Consider the following 17,929-nt stretch of genomic DNA (forward strand, 5'->3'; position numbering starts at 1 on the left):
GACTGACCCATTTGTGACTCCCGTCCAAAAAATCGAACTGTTCTTTTGCTTTTCTACGGGCGGCGCGTTGGAGTTTTGCTGCGCCGGAGCCTCTGTTGGGCCCCGTTTACGCCGTGCACGCGCTCGCCATCCGGCCTCCTTACCCGAAGGAGGTCAGTGCAGATTAGACAGCTTTTTTTACGAAGTAGCTACCCCTTTCGTGGGGTAGGCGGGGAAAACTCGTCGAGTACGTCGCGAAATTCCGACACATCTTCAAAACTGCGATAAACGGAAGCAAAGCGGATATAGGCAATTTTGTCGAGTTTGCGCAATTCGCGCATAACCAGTTCGCCCACCTGGCTGCTGGCGATCTCTTTCTCGCCCAGCGCCAGCAGTTTTTCTTCGATCCGGGTAATGGCCTGGTCGATGGCCTCGGCGGACACCGGCCGCTTGCGCAGGGCCAGCCGCATGGAGTCCTTGAGCTTGCCGCGCGTGTAGTCCACGCGGGAGCCGTTCTTCTTGACGATGGCGGGGAAGAAGAGCTCGATGCGCTCGTAGGTGGTGAAGCGGCGGTCGCAGGCTTCGCAACGCCGGCGGCGGCGCACCGTGTCGCCGTCCTCGGAGACGCGACTGTCAAGCACCTGGGTGTTGGAATGACCGCAGAAGGGGCATTTCATGCCGGACCACCTGAAGATATATGCCGGGCCGCATTATCGCTCGCGGTGTGCAAAAGGTAAAACGGCGCTGCCGGGGCAGCGCCGTTCGTCACGCGCACTATATAGATAGGCGCGATGCCGGTTGTGGGCCGGATATCAGCCGTAGACCGGGAAGCGGCGGGTCAGGGCGGACACCTGCTCGCGCACCTTGGCGATATTGGCTTCGTCGTGCGGGTTGTCCAGCACGTCGGCGATCAGGTTGCCCACCTGGCGGGCTTCGTCTTCCTTGAAGCCGCGCGTGGTCATGGCCGGCGAGCCCAGGCGCACGCCCGAGGTCACGAACGGCTTTTCCGGATCGTTCGGGATGGCGTTCTTGTTCACCGTGATATGGGCGTCGCCGAGGATCTTCTCGGCTTCCTTGCCGGTGATCTGCTTGGCGCGCAGGTCCACCAGCATCACGTGGCTCTCGGTCTTGCCGGACACGATGCGCAGGCCGCGCGCGATCAGGGTCTCGGCCAGCACGGCGGCGTTCTTCACCACCTGTTGCTGGTAGGCCTTGAACTCCGGCGTCAGCGCTTCCTTGAAGGCGACGGCCTTGCCAGCGATCACGTGCATCAGCGGGCCGCCCTGGATCCCCGGGAAGATGGCCGAGTTGATGGCCTTCTCGTGCTCGGCCTTCATCAGGATCACGCCACCACGCGGGCCGCGCAGGCTCTTGTGGGTGGTCGTGGTCACGAAGTCAGCGTGCGGCACCGGGTTCGGGTACACGCCGGCGGCGATCAGGCCGGCGTAGTGAGCCATGTCCACCATGAAGTAGGCGCCAACATCCTTGGCCACCTTGGCGATCCGCTCGAAGTCGATGCGCAGGGCGAAGGCCGAGGCGCCGGCGATGATCATCTTCGGCTTCTTCTCGTGGGCCAGCTTCTCCAGCGCGTCGTAGTCGATGTCTTCCTGGGCGTTCAGGCCGTAGCTGACCACGTTGAACCACTTGCCGCTCATGTTCAGGGCCATGCCGTGGGTCAGGTGACCGCCTTCGGCCAGGCTCATGCCCATGATGGTGTCGCCCGGCTTGAGCATGGCGAAGAACACGCCCTGGTTGGCCTGCGAGCCCGAGTTCGGCTGCACGTTGGCGGCTTCAGCGCCGAAGAGCTGCTTCACGCGGTCGATGGCCAGCTGCTCCACCACATCCACGTACTCGCAGCCACCGTAGTAGCGCTTGCCGGGATAGCCCTCGGCGTACTTGTTGGTCAGCTGCGAGCCCTGGGCGGCCATCACGGCCGGCGAGGTGTAGTTCTCGGACGCGATCAGCTCGATATGGTCTTCCTGGCGCTGGTTTTCCTTCTGGATCGCGGCGAAGACTTCGGGGTCGATCTGCTCGATGGTGAAACGGCTGCGTTCAAACATGGCGTGACTCGTCTGTAAAAAAGGGATGCCGATGCACTTTTCGGATACGAACAGGCAATCGGGATACATCTCGGGGGTTTCGCAGAACTTCGCGATTAGGGCGCGCGGGGAAGGCATTGGCGTCCCGCACCAGTGACCTCTATATATAGAGGTCGTCCGGTGCAGGGCGCACCCTGCTTCCCATTCGCTGCCCAGGCGAGCGGCAGGCGTTTGTGATTCACGCCAGATAACTTGCGCTTCCTCGTGGTAGTACCCACTGACTTCGCCAGTCGCGCAAGATGGAATGGTTGCCGCAGAGTTTACGCGAGGCCGCGCCGCGCCGCAAGGCGGTGCCAGAGGGGGTAACGCGGGGGCAGGGCAGGCCGGATGTGGCGGGCGGTGCATCGGGCCAGCTTCCCGCAAAGCCGCGCGGCGCCTGGCTCGCAACTTGCTGTTGCATTTCTCCTGCGGGTTTACCTGCGGCGGGCCGTTGCGGTCCGTTACAATGCCGGCCATGCCGAACTATGTCTGGCCGCTGCGCGTGTACTGGGAAGACACGGATGCCGGCGGCGTGGTGTTCTACGCCAACTACCTGAAATTCTTTGAACGGGCCCGGACCGAATGGCTGCGCTCGCTCGGGATCGGTCAGCAGGACCTTGCCGATACGTCCAATGTGGTCTTCGTGGTACGCAGTACTGCTGTGGAATACAATGCGCCCGCCCGGCTGGACGACCAGCTGGAAATCCGCACCGTGATTGAACGGGTGGGGCCTGCCTCGGTCCAATTCGCCCAAGAAGCGTGGCGCGACGACCTCCAGCTGGCCAGCGGCAAGATCCGGGTGGGATGTGTCGATAAAGACACATTTCGTCCGGCCCCGATTCCTGCTCCTGTTCTCGCAACTATAAGAAACGCTCGATGAATCCGGTGACCGTCACGCAAGACCTGTCGATTATCTCGCTGGTGCTGCACGCCAGCCTGCTGGCACAGGCCGTCATGGCGCTGCTGCTGGTGATGTCCCTCTTCTCGTGGACCTATATTTTCCGCAAGCACCTGGCGCTGCGCGCCGCGCGCAGCCAGACGGAAATCTTCGAGCGCGACTTCTGGGCCGGTGGCGATCTCCAGGCGCTTTATAACAGCGCCGTCAACAACCGCCACAACACCGGCGCGCTCGAACGCATCTTCGAGTCCGGCATGGGCGAGTTCCTGAAGGCCCGCGAGCGCAGCAACGACGCCGGCGCGCTGCTCGACGCCGCCCGCCGCGCCATGCGCGCCGCCTACCAGCGTGAGATGGATGTGCTCGAGTCGCACCTGCCGTTCCTGGCATCGGTAGGCTCGGTCAGCCCGTACATCGGCCTGTTCGGTACGGTGTGGGGGATCATGAACGCCTTCCGCGGCCTGTCGAATGTGCAGCAGGCGACGCTTGCATCCGTTGCGCCTGGTATTGCCGAAGCCCTTGTGGCCACGGCCATCGGTCTGTTTGCGGCGATTCCGGCCGTGATCGCCTACAACCGATATGCAACGGAGATCGATCGTCTGGCCATCCGCTTCGAGAGTTTCATGGAAGAGTTCCTGAACATTCTCCAGCGCCAGACCCGCTAATCCACCTCATTCATCGCATTCGGAGCACTAGCCATGGCAGCCATCCAGCGCCGCGGCGGCTCGCGCCGCCGGGCCAGCGCCGACATCAACGTCGTGCCGTACATCGACGTGATGCTCGTGCTGCTCGTCATCTTCATGGTGGCGGCCCCCATCGTGAATCCGGCCGTGGTCGACCTGCCTTCCGTGGCGCAGGCCACGCCGCAGCAGAAGGCGCCGCCCATCGTCGTGTCCGTGCATGAGGACGGCACCCTGACCGCGAGCGGCAAGGACAACGCCGGCAACGCCTTCGAGCGCAAGCTCGACAAGCGCGGCCTGCTGGATTTCGTCCACCAGCGCCAGAATGAGAACCCGGACCAGCCCGTGGTGATCGCCGCCGACCGTGCCGTGAAGTACGAGGCGGTGCTCGACGTGATGTCCGTACTGAAGGCCGACGGCGTGAAGCGCGTGGGCCTGATGGTCAAGTCCAAGTAAGCACCGCGACATCCAGTGGCCAGTCTCTCGTCACGTCATCCGCAAGCCCGGCCGCAGCGCCGGGCCCAGGCAGCCGCCTATCCCTACCAGCCGGTGAAGGAGCGCGGCACCACGCGCTCGTTCGTGATGGCCCTGTTCATGCACCTGCTGCTCGGGCTGGTGCTCTACTACGGCGTGCGCTGGCAGAGCAGCACGCCGGTGGGCGCCGAAGCCGAGCTGTGGGACGAAATTCCCGACACCACGCAGGCCCCGCCACCGCGCCCCGTGGAGCTGCCGCGCCCGACGCCGCAGCCAGAGCCGGCCGTACGCAGCAAGGCAGAGGAAGACGCGGACATCGCCCTGGAACGCCAGAAGCGCAAGCAGGCCGAGGAGGCCGCCGAGCGCGAGGCCGCCCGCAAGGAACAGGAAAAACGCGACGCCCAGCGCAAGGAAGATCAGCGCAAGGAAGACCTGCGCCAGCAACAGCAGCGCGAAGAGGCGCAGCGCAAGGAAGACGCGAAGAAGAAGGCCGAGCTGGATCGCAAGGAGCAAGCCGAGCGCGACCGCAAGGAAGCCGCCGACGCGAAGGCCAAGTCCGACGCCAAGGCCCGCGCTGACGCGGAGCAGAAGGCGAAGGCCGCCGATGCCGAAGAGAAGGCCCGTGCGAAGGCGGATGCCGATGCGAAGGCCAAGCGCGAAGCCGCGGCCAACGCCCAGCGCAAGAGCGAGCTGGCGCGCCTGCAGGCCCTGGCTGGCGGCAACGCCACCTCCAGCGGCGGTGGCGTGGGCAGCGCGGCGGGCTCCGGCGCGGGTTCGGGCGGCAAGGCGTCGCCGGGCTACGCCGACCGCGTGCGCCGCAAGGTGAAGCCGAACATCAACTTCGGTGGCGATGTGGACGGCAATCCGGCAGCCGTGGTGTCGGTCTCGCTGGCGCCGGACGGCTCGCTGCTGTCCGCCCGCCTGAGCAAGTCCAGCGGGAACGCGGACTGGGACAACGCCGTGCTGCGTGCGGTACAGCGCTCCGACCCGCTGCCGACTGACGAGAACGGCAAGGCGCCTTCGAGCTTCACGATCACGTTCAAGCCGAAGGACTAGGCGCCTCATCTGCCATGTTTTGCAACATAATGCAACCTTCATCGATGGCGTCAGGTCGCATTGCTACCATGAACGGTTGCCTGACGCGGCCGGCAGCGTGCAATTGCACGCAGAACGGGCCATGCGCCAAGCGGCGCGTTGCCCGTCCTGCTGTAGTTGCTGTGCCCGCCGTACCGATGAATCCTGATATCGACTGAGGAGCAGCATGCGAAAGCTTTGGGCCCCCAACTGGCTGTCCGCAAGGCGGCACAACGCTCAATCCACATCGTCGCCCGCCACCCAGCCCACGCGTGAGCAAAGCCGCTACGCGCTGATGGCCTGGCTGGCGGCCGCACTGATGTCGGCCGGCGTGGCACACGCACAATTGAATGTGGAAATCACCGGAGTTGGCTCGAACCAGTTCCCGGTGGCCACCGCCAACTTCCAAGGCGAGGCGCAGGCCCCGCAGAACCTGACCGCCATCATCCGCAGTGACCTGGTCAACAGCGGCCGCTTCCGCAACGTGGATCCGGGCGGCGCCACCGTGGCCGAATCGGCCCAGGTGGATTTGGGTAGCTGGAAGTCGCGCGGCGCTGATGCCTTCGTTGCCGGCAGCGTCACCCCCGCCGGCAACGGCCAGTACGAGGTGCGTTTCCGCCTGTACGACACGGTCAAGGGCCAGAGCCTGGGCGGCCTGGCCTTCACGGTCGGCCAGAACCAGCTGCGCGTGACCGCGCACAAGATCGCCGACTACATCTACGAGAAGCTGCTCGGCGAGCGCGGCGTGTTTGCCACGCGCCTGTCGTACGTGTCGAAGGTGGGCAACCGCTACCAGCTGCTGATTTCCGATTCGGACGGCCAGAACGCGCAGATCGCGCTGACCAGCACCGAGCCGATCATCTCGCCGGCATGGTCGCCTGATGGGCGCCGCGTGGCCTACGTCTCCTTCGAGGCGCGCAAGCCGGTGGTCTACGTGCACGACCTGGCCACGGGCAAGCGCACGCTGGTGTCGAACCAGAAGGGCAACAACAGCGCGCCGTCGTGGTCGCCGGATGGCCAGCGTCTGGCGCTGGCGCTCTCGCGCGACGGCAACACGCAGGTGTACCTGGTCAATGCCGATGGTTCGGGCCTGCGCCGCATCTCGCGCAGCAGCGCCATCGACACCGAGCCGCAGTTCTCGCCGGACGGCCGGAGCATCTACTTCACGAGCGATCGCGGCGGTGCGCCGCAGATCTACCGCATGCCGGCCTCGGGCGAAGAGGGCGGCGCCGCGCAACGCGTGACGTTCAAGGGCAACTACAACGTCAGTCCCCGCCTCTCGCCGGACGGCAAGTACCTGGCCTTCATCTCGCGTTCGGGCGGCTTCAAGCTACAGCTGCAGGACCTCTCCAACGGTGACGTGACGTCCCTCACCGATACGTCCAATGACGAAGCCCCGAGCTTCGCCGCCAACGGCAAGTACATTCTCTACGCCACCCGCGTGGGCGGCCGCTCGGTGCTGGCGGCGGTGTCCACGGATGGCCGTACGAAGCAGGTGCTGTCTCTCCAGTCCGGCGAGGTTCGCGAGCCGTCCTGGGGTCCTTTCATGCAATAGTGCAATAGAAAAAAGAGGAGTTATTGCCATGTCCCAAATGATGACCAAGTCGCTCGCCCTCGCCGCCCTGCTCGCACTGGGCGCCTGCAGCTCCGGCGTGAAGCTGGATGACACCGCCAAGTCGGGTACCGGCACTGCGCCGACCACCGACCCGCGCGCCGTGGCGCCGGTGGACGTCTCGCGTGACCCGCTGAACGATCCGAACAGCCCGCTGGCCAAGCGCAGCGTGTACTTCGACTTCGACAGCTACAGCGTGAAGTCCGACTACCAGAGCCTGCTGCAGGCCCACTCGCAGTACCTGGGCGCCAACAAGGGTCGCAAGATCCTGATCCAGGGCAACACCGACGAACGCGGCACCAGCGAGTACAACCTCGCCCTGGGCCAGAAGCGTGCCGAGGCCGTGCGCCGTTCGCTGTCGTCGCTCGGCGTGCCCGAGTCGCAGATGGAAGCCGTGAGCCTGGGCAAGGAAAAGCCGAAGGCCACCGGTCACGACGAAGCCTCGTGGGCCGAGAACCGTCGCGCCGACATCGCCTACTGATCTACGGATAAGTCTTCATGAATGCTCGCGCATCCACCCTGTTGTGGCTGGCAGCCGTCTCAGGCGGCTTGCTGGCAGCCACGTCCGCACACGCCGGCGTCTTCGACGACGACGAGGCGCGCCGCGCCGTGATCACGTTGCGGGACCAGTTCAACGGTTTCCAGGCAACGGCTTCACAGCGCATCGACCAGAGCAGCAAGGCCCAGCTCGACATGCAGAACCAGCTCGAAGGTCTGCGGCAAGAGGTGGCCCGCCTGCGCGGTCAGAACGAGGTGCTCCAGAACGCGGTGGATACGCTGCAGAAGCAGCAGAAGGACTACTACGCTGACCTGGACGCGCGGCTCAAGAAGTTCGAGCCGCAACAGGTGACCGTGGACGGCCGGGAGGGCATGGCCCAACCGACCGAGAAGCCCGAGTACGACGCGGCGCTGAAGCAGTTCCAGTCGGGCGATTTCAAGGGTGCGGGCAATGCGTTCTCGGCGTTTGCCAAGAAGTATCCGCAAAGCCCCTACCTGCCGCTGGCGCAGTTCTGGCTCGGCAATTCGCTCTACGCGCAGCGTGACTACAAGGGCTCGACGACGGTCCTGCAGAGCATGGTGTCGGCCAACCCTTCACATCCGAAGGTGCCGGACGCCATGATCGCCATCGCCAACAACCAGCTTGAGTCCGGCCAGAAGGCCGCGGCGAAGAAGACGCTGGAGACGGTGGTGGCCAAGTATCCGGGCACGGAAGGGGCCCAGGCCGCGAGCAACCGGCTGAAGACCCTGAAGTAACCGGTCTGCCTCGCAGTACCGTTGCAGGAGGAAGCCCGCTGGAAATTCTGGCGGGCTTTTTCTTTTGGGGCTTTGCGACCATGGAAGGAAGCCGGGCGATGGGCGCCATCAGTCCAGCCTGATTGGGAGCGGCCCGCCGGCGCGCTAAAATACGCGCTTTCGCAGTCAGCGACCCCCATTTCGCGCCGTCCGCGCCCCCGATCATGACCAAACGCGCCATCGTCCTGCTTTCCGGCGGACTCGACTCCGCCACCGTCCTCGCCATGGCCAACGCCGCCGGGTTTGAAACCTACGCGCTGTCCATGCGCTACGGCCAGCGCCATTCGTCCGAGCTGGAGGCCGCCAAGCTGGTGGCGGCGGCGCTGGGCGCCAAGCGTCACGAGATCATCGAGCTCGACCTGCGCCGCTTCGGCGGCTCCGCGCTGACCGACGATACCCTCGACGTGCCGACCGACGGCGCCACGGGCGGCATTCCGATTACCTACGTGCCGGCCCGCAACACCATCATGCTGTCGCTGGCCCTGGGCTGGGCCGAGGCGATCGGCGGCCGCGACCTGTTCTTCGGTGCTAACGCCGTGGACTACTCCGGCTATCCTGACTGCCGTCCCGAGTATGTGTCCGCCTACGAGGCGCTCGCCAACCTGGCCACCAAGGCTGGCGTGGAGGGCGACCGCTTCCACGTGCACGCGCCCATCATCGACATGACCAAGGCCGAGATCATCCGCGCGGGCGTGAAGCTGGGCGTGGACTACGGCCTGACCGTCTCCTGCTACAAGGCCGACGACGCAGGCCGCGCCTGTGGCGTGTGCGACTCCTGCCGCATCCGTCGCGCCGGCTTCGAGACGGCGGGCGTGCCCGACCCCACGCGCTACCAGGCCGCTGCCTGATCGATCCCCGCGCCAGCACATCATAAAAATACGAGTCACCCCCGGTCCACCATGCCTGACATCGACATCCCCGCGCTCTCCCACACCGTGCTGTGGAGCACGTTCGCCCTGACTTTCCTGTTCGGCGCCATTCTCCAGCGCACGCATTTCTGCACGATGGGCGCCATCTCGGACATCGTGAACATCGGCGACTGGAGCCGCATGCGCATGTGGGTCATGGCCATCGGCGTGGCGATGATCGGCACCGGCGCGCTGGCCTGGGCCGGCCTGATCGATCCGACCAAGACGATCTACACCTCCGCGAAGCTGGCCTGGCTGTCAGCGGCGGTGGGCGGGCTGATGTTCGGCTTCGGCATGGTGCTGGCCTCCGGCTGCGGCAGCAAGACGCTGGTGCGCATCGGCGCGGGCAACCTGAAGTCGCTGGTGGTGTTTGTGTTCCTGGGGCTCTCCGCCTATATGACGCTGCGCGGGCTGTTTGGCGTGGTTCGCGTGAACACGGTCGACACGGTGGCCGTGGCGCTGCCCGTCACGCAGGACCTGCCGTCGCTGGTGGCGCAGGGCAGTGGCATCGCGCGCGGCACGCTGCAACTGGTGCTGGGCGGCGTGATCGGCGCGGTGCTGGTGCTGTGGGCGTTGGCGGGACGCGGGTTCCGTAGCTTCGACAACGTGCTCGGCGGCCTTGGCGTGGGGCTGATCATCGTCGGCATGTGGTACGTGTCCGGCCATCTTGGCTATGTGTCGGAAGACCCGAGCACGCTCGAGGAACTGTTCGTCAGCACGAATAGCGGCCGGATGGAAAGTCTGAGCTTCGTGGCGCCGTACGCCTACACGCTGGACTGGCTGATGATGTTCAGCGACAAGAGCAAGGTGCTGACCATCGGCATCGTCAGTGTGATTGGCGTGATTGCCGGCGCGGCGGTGTACGCGCTGGCCACGCGCACGTTTCGCTGGGAAGGCTTCGGCAATGCCGAGGATGTGGCCAACCACATGGTGGGCGGCATGCTGATGGGCGCGGGCGGGGTGACGGCACTGGGCTGCACGATCGGGCAGGGGCTCTCGGGCGTCTCGACGCTGGCCGTGGGCTCGTTCATCGCGCTCGCGGGCATCGTGGTCGGCGCATGGCTGGCCTTCAAGTACCAGATATGGCGACTGGAGCGCATGGCCTGAGGGTTGACGCCTGACAGGTAGCTCTCTATAATCGCGGATTCGATTTTTGCGGGTCGTTAGCTCAGTCGGTAGAGCAGCGGACTTTTAATCCGTTGGTCGCGTGTTCGAGTCACGCACGACCCACCAGCATTGCAGAAGGGCCTGTGGCGCAAGTCACAGGCCCTTTTTGTTTTGACTTTCCGCCGTCGGCGTTCGCCACCGCACAGAACTCCTGCGCCGCGCGTCCACAATCCATGGTTCATCCCGCGCGCCTCTGCCAGCGCGCGAACCCCTCATTTCGATGGCGATGAGACGACACGATGAACAGGCTTCTGGCTCGCCTGGCCGCGCTGCTGGCGTGGGGGCTGGTCGCGATGGGCGGCGCGCAGGCGTCTGACTTCGCCTGCCAGCTGGCGCCGCAGTCCGCCTCGGTGCGCTGCGACGATCTGGTATCGCCCGGCCAGCGCTGCGGCAGCCCGCCGGACCGCCGCCCCGTGGCCCAGCGCATGATCTGCGAATACGCGATGCTCCACATGGGCTACGTGCGCATCGACGACGACCAGCGCCGCCAGCTGCGCGCGGGCACGCTGCGCATGGGCGACTTGCAGGCGTGGCGCCGCAAGCGCGATGCCTGTACTTCCGTGCCGTGCCTCGACGCCGTGTTCGCCGAGTGGTGGCGCCACCGCAGCGACCGGCTGTCCGCCGGGCGGCCGCCCGCGCAGCCGCCGGCCAGGCCGCTGCAGGCGCGGCCCGCGCAGGAATTCGCCATCCCGGCCCGCCCGGAGCTTCCGCCGGCGACCCTCGTTCCTGCCGCACCCTCCGCCGCCGCATCGCCCCCCATGTTGCCCGACGCCGAGCCCGTGCTGGCGATGACGATGGCGACCGCGCCTGACGCCCTCCCGCAGTCGTCGCTGCTTTCATCGGTGCACGACACCCGGCCGCCGCTGCCCAAGGAGGAGATCGGCGCCGCTTTCGCCACCTTCTCCACCCGGCATGCGATGGCCTGGGCCTGGCTGCTGTGGCTAGGGCTGCTGCTGGTGGCAAGCGTCGGACTGGACTGGGTCCTGAAGCGCCGCGGACGGGCGCCGCAGGCGGAGGGCCAGCCGGAAGCCGCGGGCACGGCCGGTGTGGCCCGACATCATCCGGCCATGTCCCGCGTGGCGATTGTGCTCGGCATGCTGCTGGTACTGAACGCGATCCTGCTGCTGGCGGTGTTCGTCAGCCGCTAGGGTCCAATTAACCAGTCTGAGTTAGAGACAGCCCCATTCCCGGTCATCGAAAATGCACTTGGCACGCTGCACGCCGGCGTGGCCATCGGTTCATTCGTCCAATGGGTGAGCGCCGCACGCCGGCGCGGGAAGTGTCTATGCAGCAAGGCGGTACTGCCCTCCCGGTCAATGAGCATGTTCTGCGCATCATCTGGCCGTTCCTGCCCGTGGTGGTGGCGCTCGCATTGTTCTGTCTGGCCAGCGTCGACATGTTGTCCGCCGCGCGCGGTTTCGTGGCGGGCGAGAGCCTGTGGTCGAAGGGGCAGAAAGATGCGGTGATGCATCTGCTGCGCTACACCGACTCGCGCGACCCTGCCGACTTCGCCGCCTACCGGCGTGCCATCGCCGTGCCCCTCGGCGACAAGCAGGCGCGTCTCGAACTCGAAAAACGTCCGGATTTCGATCGTCAGGTCGCCGTGGAAGGCCTGCTCGTCGGCGGCAACCACCCCGACGACATCCCCGGGATGATCCGGCTGTACCGCTATTTCCGGAATGTGACCGAAATCGACCAGGCGATTGCCGTCTGGGCCGCCGCCGACGTGGACATCGCCCGTCTGACCGTCGTGGCAGACAAGTTGCGAGAATGTGTCGGCGCGCGGGACGAAGCGGCCTGCCTGCCGCCGCTTCAACGCGAGATTGCCGAACTCGACGCGCGGCTCGGGCCGATGGAGATTGCGTTCTCGGCCACGCTCGGCCAGGCATCGCGGCGTGTGCGGGGCGTGCTGCTGTCCGGCACCGTCCTGCTGACGATCCTGTTGCTGGGCTGTGCCTCATGGCTGTCGATGCGCACCCAGCGCAAGGAGCGTGAGCTGCGCGCCGCGCTGGCCAAGAGCGAGCAGCGGCTGCAACTGGCCGTGGCGGGCAGCGACGATGGCCTCTGGGACTGGCATCCCCACCATGGCGAACTCTATTTCTCGCCGCGCTGCGCGGAGATGCTCGGCTTTGGCGCCGACGAGTTGCCGCACGCACGCGAAACCCTGCTGGCCCTGATGCATCCGGCCGACGTCGCCGAGTTCGACCGCCAGTTGGCCCGCCACGTGCGCGAGGGCACGCCGTACGACGTGGAGATCCGCCTGCGCCGCAAGCAGGGCGGCTACCTGTGGGTCCGCGCGCGCGGCCGCATGGTGCGCAGCCCGGTGGGCAAGGCGGTGCGGATGGCGGGCTCCCTGAGCGACATTTCCGACCGCAAGCGCTTCGAGGCGCAGTTGTTCGCCGAGAAGGAGCGGGCGCAGGTCACGCTGCGCGCCATCGGCGAGGCGGTGGTGACGACCGATGTCTGGGGCCGCATCGATTCGATGAACCCCGCCGCGGAGGGGCTGACCGGCTGGTCCGAGGCCGAGGCAGCCGGCTGCTTCCTGGCCCAGGTTTGCCCGCTGCTGGACGAATCGACCTGCACGCCGGTGACCGACCTGGTGCCGCGCGCGCTGGAAGACCGCTGGCCGAGCCAGTGCGTGATGCTGCTGGCGGGGCGTGCCGGCGGCGGCCCGGTGGTGGTCAAGCCATCGGTGGCGCTGATGCGGGACAAGGGCGGGCACGCCATCGGCGTGGTGTTGGTGCTGCACGACGTGAGCATGGAGCGCGCCCACGCCGCCCAGCTGGCGCACGAGGCCAGCCACGACGCGCTGACCGGGCTGGTCAACCGTGTCGAGTTCGAGCGCCGCGTGGCCACCGCCATCGCCCGCGTGCGGCAGGAGGGCGCCGCGCACACGCTGATGTACCTCGATCTCGACCAGTTCAAGGTGGTCAATGACACCTGCGGCCATGCCGCCGGCGACGAGCTGATCCGCCAGATGGCCGCCGTCATGCGCCAGCAACTGCGCAAGGGCGATACGCTGGCGCGGCTTGGCGGCGATGAGTTCGGCGTGCTGCTGGAACACTGCGATGCGGGCGATGGCGAACGCGTGGCCGAGGCCCTGCGTCGTGCCATCGCCACGTTCCGCTATGCGCATCGGCAGAGAATCTTCTCATTGGGTGTCAGCATCGGACTGGTACGAATCGATGCCGGTACCGGCAAGGTCGAGGAGGCGCTGAGCGCAGCTGATGCGGCGTGCTACATGGCGAAGGAGGGCGGCCGCAACCGCGTGCAGGTGTATCTGCCGAACGACAGTGTGGTGCGCGCCCGGCACGGCGAGATGGAGTGGGTCAGCCGGGTGCACGCGGCGCTGAGCGCGGGGCGTTTCTGTCTCTACGCGCAGGACATCGTGCCGTTGCAGCCGTCCGAATCGGATTCGGCAGGCGCGGCAGGGCGGCATATCGAAGTGCTGCTGCGCCTCGTGGACGAGCAGGGCCAGCTGGTGCCGCCGATGGCCTTCGTGCCAGCGTGCGAGCGCTTCAACCTCATGCCGATGATCGACCGATGGGTCGTGGAAACCGCGTTCGCGGCGCTGGCGCGGCTCCAAATCGAGCGGCCTGGCGAGATCGGCATGTGCTCCATCAACATGTCCGGTGCCTCGCTGGCCGACGCGCACTTCCCCGGCTTCGTGCGGCAGCAGGCTATCCGCCATGACATCGCTTTGTCTGGCATCTGTTTTGAAATCACGGAAACGGCGGCGATCAACAACCTCGCGCAGGCGGCGGCCTTTATCGAACAGCTGCAGGGCATGGGCTGCGTCTTCGCGCTCGACGACTTCGGCGCGGGCATGTCGTCATTCGCCTATTTGAAACACCTTCCAGCGGCTTACCTGAAGATCGATGGCAGCTTCGTACGCGAGATGCTCGATGACCCGGTCAATGCGGTGATGGTAGAGGTGATCCAGCGGATCGGGCACGCGATGGGCAAGAAGACCATCGCCGAATTCGTCGAGTCGGAAGCCATGCGGGAGCGGCTGCAGGCGTTGGGCGTGGACTACGCCCAGGGGCAGCTGATCGGCGCGCCGCTGCCCTTCGCGCGCGGCAACGCCGTGGTGGTGGACGGCGCCGAGCGGTTCGCCGTCACCCTCTAAGGCAGGTTCAGGGCAGGTTCAGGGCTGGGCCGGCGGCGGTGCGTCCGGCGTGGGGGAAGGCACCAGCGGATCCCGGAAGCCGGTATCGAACGCCTTCGCGGCCACGACCTCGGCCGCGCTGGCCGGGGCTTTCGTGTCCTGCCAGGTCTTGTAGGCCCAGTATCCGGCGCCAGCGACCATGCCGTATTTCGACAGCTTCCAGGCTACGCGGCCGATGGCGGTCCGGCGCAACAGCGGCATCGCCAGGGTGATGGCGGTACTCAGCATCGGGTATTCGCGCGTCACGCCCAGCATCTTGAGCCAGCCCGAGGGCCGGGTCAGCCGGGGCAGCCAGGAGCCCAGGTTGGTCATGCGGCGTGCGCCGCCGCGTACCTGGCGCAGCGCCTGCACGGCGTCGTAGCGTTCCAGTGCCGCGCGGGTGATCAGCAGTTCCTTGCGGACGGCCAGCGGCAGCTGTACCTCGCGTGAGAATCGCACCGGGCGCGGATGCTCGGCGCGGCGTTCGTCCATGGAGTCGTCGTCGGGCGTGGTCATCGGCGCAGCATCTCCCGGTCCTTGTCGAGTTCGGCGAGCGTGTCCGCGAACAGCGGCGGGGCGTTGCGCACCATGCGGCGCGCGGTAAGCAGGCAGGCGGCCATGCAGACCAGATAAATCACGACGATCGCGCCGATGGCCTGCCAGCGGTAGGTTTCCCAGAACAGGATGGCGACGAGAATCGTGAACGTCATTAGCGCCATGCCGAAAAATACCAGCCCGAAGCAGGCCAGCAGGGCGACTTTCATCAGCCGGGTGCGTTCCTCGGCCAGTTCCACGCTGGCAAGTTCCAGGCGCGTCTGGACCATCGACACCATCGAACCGGTCAGGTTGCGCAGGGAGTCCAGGAACTTGGGGGAAGGGGATTCGCTCATGCGGCTCCGGCGAAGAATCGATGCGCCAAGATTGGCGGCATCCTCGATGAGCGGACCGGGCGGCGGCATGGCGCCGCCCCTCCCGGGCCTTCGGCGCGGGCCGGCGCGGGCGCGGGGCCCGGATGCCGGCCGGCTTGCGCCTGTCTTACTTGCGGTTCAGCAGCAGGCCGATCAGCAGGCCCACGCCGGCCGCCACGCCCACGGCCTTCCACGGGTGGTCATGCACGTAGTCGTCGGTGGCACGCGCGGCGGCCTTGCTCTTGGTGACCACGGCGTCCTGCAGATCCTGGGCTTTTTCCTTGGCCTGCTTCAGCAGGCCCATGCCGCGCTCGCGCAACTCGGCAGCCTTCTCGCCGGTGGTCGAGGCCGCTTGCTTAAGCAGTTCTTCGGCATCGGACAGAACGGTCTTCACATCGCTCATCAGTTTCTCCTGTTTGCGGGCGGTTGGTTCGAATGGTGACATTTTGCCTTGCTCGCTATCGCTTGTGGCGCTTTCTGTCTTCCACTTAGGATATGTGGCGGCAACCCATCGTTTCAAGGCAAGCCGCTCACCCGACCGTCTTTATGACTTCGAGTGATTTTATAGTGACTTTATATTCGTTTCGGTTGGATCGCAATCCAACTAAGCTGGTTCCTTCAACCTTCCCCCTGGAGATTTTCAACAATGGCACTGCGTCTTGGCGACATCGCCCCGGACTTCGAGCAAGAATCGAGCGAGGGCCGCATCCGCTTCCACGATTGGCTGGGCGACGGCTGGGGCGTGCTGTTCTCGCACCCGGCGGACTACACCCCGGTCTGCACCACCGAGCTGGGGCTGACCGCCAAGCTGAAAGGCGAGTTCGAGAAGCGTAATGTCAAGGCCATTGCCCTGTCCGTGGACAGCGTGGAGTCCCATAAAGGCTGGATTGGCGATATCAACGACACCCAGTCGACCTCGGTAAATTTCCCGATTCTGGCCGATGCGGACCGCAAAGTGTCTGAGCTTTACGACATGATTCACCCGAACGCCAACGAAACGCTGACCGTGCGTTCGCTGTTCGTGATCGATCCGAAGAAGAAGGTAAGACTGATCATTACCTACCCGGCCAGTACCGGTAGAAATTTCAACGAAATCCTCCGCGTCATCGATTCCCTGCAACTGACCGACCACCACAGCGTGGCCACGCCGGGCAACTGGCAGGACGGCGACGACGTGGTGATCGTGCCGTCGCTGAAGGACGAGGAGATCATCCGCCAGAAATTCCCGAAGGGCTACAAGGCGGTTCGCCCCTACCTGCGCCTGACGCCCCAGCCGAACAAGTAAGCCGGCCGGCAGGCAGGCAAGTGTAAAAAAGCCCGGCTTGCCGGGCTTTTTTACATCGTCTTCCGCTGAAAAAACGCGATCAGAAGAAGGCTTGCAGGCCCGTCTGGGCGCGGCCCAGGATCAGCGCGTGGATGTCGTGGGTGCCTTCGTAGGTGTTGACCACCTCGAGGTTGACCACATGGCGGATCACGCCGAATTCGTCCGAGATGCCGTTGCCGCCGAGCATGTCGCGGGCTACGCGGGCGATGTCGAGCGACTTGCCACACGAATTCCGCTTCATGATCGACGTGATTTCCACGGCGGCCGTGCCTTCGTCCTTCATGCGGCCCAGGCGCAGGCAGCCTTGCAGGCCCAGCGTGATCTCGGTCTGCATGTCGGCCAGCTTCTTCTGCACCAGCTGCGTGGCGGCCAGCGGGCGGCCGAACTGCTTGCGGTCCAGCGTGTACTGGCGGGCGGTGTGCCAGCAGAACTCGGCGGCGCCGAGCGCGCCCCAGGCAATGCCGTAGCGGGCCGAATTCAGGCAGGTGAACGGGCCCTTGAGGCCGCTCACGCCCGGCATCAGGTTCTCTTCCGGCACGAAGACCTGGTCGAGCACGATCTCGCCCGTGATCGACGTGCGCAGGCCCACCTTGCCGTGGATGGCCGGCGCGGACAGGCCCTTCCAGCCTTTTTCGAGGATAAAGCCGCGGATGGCGTCCTTGCCGTCGTCGCCGACCAGCTTGGCCCAGACCACGAAGACATCGGCGATCGGCGAGTTGGTGATCCACATCTTGGCGCCGGACAGCTCGTAGCCGCCGTCCACCTTCTTGGCGCGGGTGATCATCGAGCCCGGGTCGGAGCCGTGATTCGGCTCGGTCAGGCCGAAGCAGCCGATCCATTCGCCGGTGGCCAGCTTGGGCAGGTACTTCTGCTTCTGGGCTTCCGTGCCGAATTCATAGATCGGCACCATCACCAGCGACGACTGCACGCTCATCATCGAGCGATAGCCGGAATCCACGCGCTCCACTTCCCGTGCGATCAGGCCGTAGCTGACGTAGTTCAGGCCCGGGCCGCCGTATTGCTCGGGAATGGTCGGTCCCAGCAGGCCCAGTTCGCCCATCTCGCGGAAGATCTCGATGTCGGTCTTCTCGTTGCGGAAGGACTGGAGCACACGCGGCATCAGCTTGTCCTGCGAGTACGCGGCGGCGGCATCGCGCACCATGCGTTCTTCGTCGGTCAGTTGCTGATCCAGCAACAGGGGGTCGATCCAGTTGAATTCGGCATTGGCAGCCATGGAGGTCTCCTTCTTTGGTGGCGCGCCGAGGGGCGGGGGCAGCCCTCGAACAGGTGTAGTGAAGTTCCGCATTGCGGAACCTTGTTCCGATGAGCTAGTATAGCCGAACCGATCCGCAGTGCAACAGGGGGTGGACCCGATCCCGCCCTGCCGCAC

At 65.7% G+C, this 17,929-nt stretch carries 18 protein-coding genes, 1 tRNA gene and 1 riboswitch; of the genes, 13 read left to right on the forward strand and 6 right to left on the reverse strand.

What is annotated here, in order from left to right; translation table 11 throughout:
- Nucleotides 1-188: 188 nt before the first annotated feature.
- Both nrdR and glyA read right to left on the reverse strand, forming a co-directional pair.
- Nucleotides 189-656, reverse strand: a complete 468-nt coding sequence (gene nrdR, locus AB4Z27_RS05105) for a transcriptional regulator NrdR (protein WP_092290516.1) — start codon at nt 654-656, stop codon at nt 189-191.
- A 135-nt stretch (nt 657-791) separates the two neighbouring features.
- Nucleotides 792-2,039 (reverse strand): serine hydroxymethyltransferase, encoded by a 1,248-nt coding sequence (gene glyA / locus AB4Z27_RS05110; protein ID WP_092290514.1) that lies wholly within the window; start codon nt 2,037-2,039, stop codon nt 792-794.
- A gap of 182 nt (nt 2,040-2,221) precedes the next feature.
- Nucleotides 2,222-2,322, reverse strand: a riboswitch (ZMP/ZTP riboswitch).
- Between the two features lie 210 nt (nt 2,323-2,532).
- Between glyA and ybgC the strand changes: the two genes are divergently transcribed.
- The 12 genes from ybgC to AB4Z27_RS05170 all read left to right on the forward strand — a co-directional run bounded on the left by ybgC (nt 2,533) and on the right by AB4Z27_RS05170 (nt 14,289).
- Nucleotides 2,533-2,937, forward strand: coding sequence for a tol-pal system-associated acyl-CoA thioesterase (ybgC, locus tag AB4Z27_RS05115; protein WP_092290881.1), 405 nt, complete (start codon nt 2,533-2,535; stop codon nt 2,935-2,937).
- Entirely contained in the window at nt 2,934-3,617 is a 684-nt protein-coding gene (gene tolQ / locus AB4Z27_RS05120) for a protein TolQ (RefSeq protein WP_177219836.1), read from the forward strand. Before ybgC ends, tolQ begins: the two co-directional genes overlap by 4 nt.
- A gap of 33 nt (nt 3,618-3,650) precedes the next feature.
- Nucleotides 3,651-4,088, forward strand: a complete 438-nt coding sequence (gene tolR / locus AB4Z27_RS05125) for a protein TolR (protein ID WP_092290512.1) — start codon at nt 3,651-3,653, stop codon at nt 4,086-4,088.
- Nucleotides 4,089-4,103: 15 nt separating this feature from the next.
- A complete protein-coding gene (tolA, locus tag AB4Z27_RS05130; RefSeq protein ID WP_441644007.1) occupies nt 4,104-5,162 on the forward strand; it encodes a cell envelope integrity protein TolA in 1,059 nt (352 codons plus the stop codon).
- Nucleotides 5,163-5,367: 205 nt separating this feature from the next.
- Nucleotides 5,368-6,735 (forward strand): Tol-Pal system beta propeller repeat protein TolB, encoded by a 1,368-nt coding sequence (tolB, locus tag AB4Z27_RS05135; RefSeq protein ID WP_092290508.1) that lies wholly within the window; start codon nt 5,368-5,370, stop codon nt 6,733-6,735.
- Nucleotides 6,736-6,763: 28 nt separating this feature from the next.
- The gene (gene pal, locus AB4Z27_RS05140) at nt 6,764-7,273 is read left to right on the forward strand and encodes a peptidoglycan-associated lipoprotein Pal (RefSeq protein WP_177219835.1); all 510 of its coding nucleotides are present in this window, start codon (nt 6,764-6,766) and stop codon (nt 7,271-7,273) included.
- Between the two features lie 17 nt (nt 7,274-7,290).
- Nucleotides 7,291-8,046, forward strand: coding sequence for a tol-pal system protein YbgF (gene ybgF, locus AB4Z27_RS05145; protein WP_441644008.1), 756 nt, complete (start codon nt 7,291-7,293; stop codon nt 8,044-8,046).
- A 203-nt stretch (nt 8,047-8,249) separates the two neighbouring features.
- Nucleotides 8,250-8,933, forward strand: coding sequence for a 7-cyano-7-deazaguanine synthase QueC (gene queC, locus AB4Z27_RS05150; RefSeq protein ID WP_441590616.1), 684 nt, complete (start codon nt 8,250-8,252; stop codon nt 8,931-8,933).
- Nucleotides 8,934-8,984: 51 nt separating this feature from the next.
- Nucleotides 8,985-10,100: a YeeE/YedE family protein gene (locus tag AB4Z27_RS05155; RefSeq protein ID WP_441590614.1), complete on the forward strand. Its 1,116-nt coding sequence runs from the start codon at nt 8,985-8,987 to the stop codon at nt 10,098-10,100.
- Between the two features lie 50 nt (nt 10,101-10,150).
- Nucleotides 10,151-10,226: transfer RNA gene (locus AB4Z27_RS05160), tRNA-Lys, on the forward strand.
- A 173-nt stretch (nt 10,227-10,399) separates the two neighbouring features.
- Nucleotides 10,400-11,308, forward strand: coding sequence for a hypothetical protein (locus tag AB4Z27_RS05165; protein ID WP_441644009.1), 909 nt, complete (start codon nt 10,400-10,402; stop codon nt 11,306-11,308).
- 137 nt (nt 11,309-11,445) lie between these two features.
- Entirely contained in the window at nt 11,446-14,289 is a 2,844-nt protein-coding gene (locus tag AB4Z27_RS05170; protein WP_092290498.1) for an EAL domain-containing protein, read from the forward strand.
- Nucleotides 14,290-14,307: 18 nt separating this feature from the next.
- Here the strand turns inward: AB4Z27_RS05170 and AB4Z27_RS05175 are convergent, their stop codons facing one another.
- From AB4Z27_RS05175 to AB4Z27_RS05185, 3 genes are all read right to left on the reverse strand, one after another.
- The gene (locus AB4Z27_RS05175; protein WP_092290495.1) at nt 14,308-14,823 is read right to left on the reverse strand and encodes a DUF3318 domain-containing protein; all 516 of its coding nucleotides are present in this window, start codon (nt 14,821-14,823) and stop codon (nt 14,308-14,310) included.
- Nucleotides 14,820-15,197: a phage holin family protein gene (locus AB4Z27_RS05180; protein WP_092290877.1), complete on the reverse strand. Its 378-nt coding sequence runs from the start codon at nt 15,195-15,197 to the stop codon at nt 14,820-14,822. Before AB4Z27_RS05180 ends, AB4Z27_RS05175 begins: the two co-directional genes overlap by 4 nt.
- A 145-nt stretch (nt 15,198-15,342) precedes the next feature.
- Nucleotides 15,343-15,660: a DUF883 family protein gene (locus AB4Z27_RS05185; protein ID WP_313818631.1), complete on the reverse strand. Its 318-nt coding sequence runs from the start codon at nt 15,658-15,660 to the stop codon at nt 15,343-15,345.
- A 201-nt stretch (nt 15,661-15,861) separates the two neighbouring features.
- Here AB4Z27_RS05185 and AB4Z27_RS05190 point away from each other — a divergent pair, with 201 nt between their 5' ends.
- The gene (locus tag AB4Z27_RS05190; protein WP_092290490.1) at nt 15,862-16,500 is read left to right on the forward strand and encodes a peroxiredoxin; all 639 of its coding nucleotides are present in this window, start codon (nt 15,862-15,864) and stop codon (nt 16,498-16,500) included.
- A gap of 79 nt (nt 16,501-16,579) precedes the next feature.
- Here AB4Z27_RS05190 and AB4Z27_RS05195 read toward each other — a convergent pair whose 3' ends face one another.
- Nucleotides 16,580-17,773: an acyl-CoA dehydrogenase gene (locus tag AB4Z27_RS05195; protein WP_092290488.1), complete on the reverse strand. Its 1,194-nt coding sequence runs from the start codon at nt 17,771-17,773 to the stop codon at nt 16,580-16,582.
- Between the last annotated feature and the right edge of the window lie 156 nt (nt 17,774-17,929).

It is taken from the genome of Cupriavidus sp. KB_39, from assembly GCF_052114485.1.
Taxonomy (GTDB): domain Bacteria; phylum Pseudomonadota; class Gammaproteobacteria; order Burkholderiales; family Burkholderiaceae; genus Cupriavidus.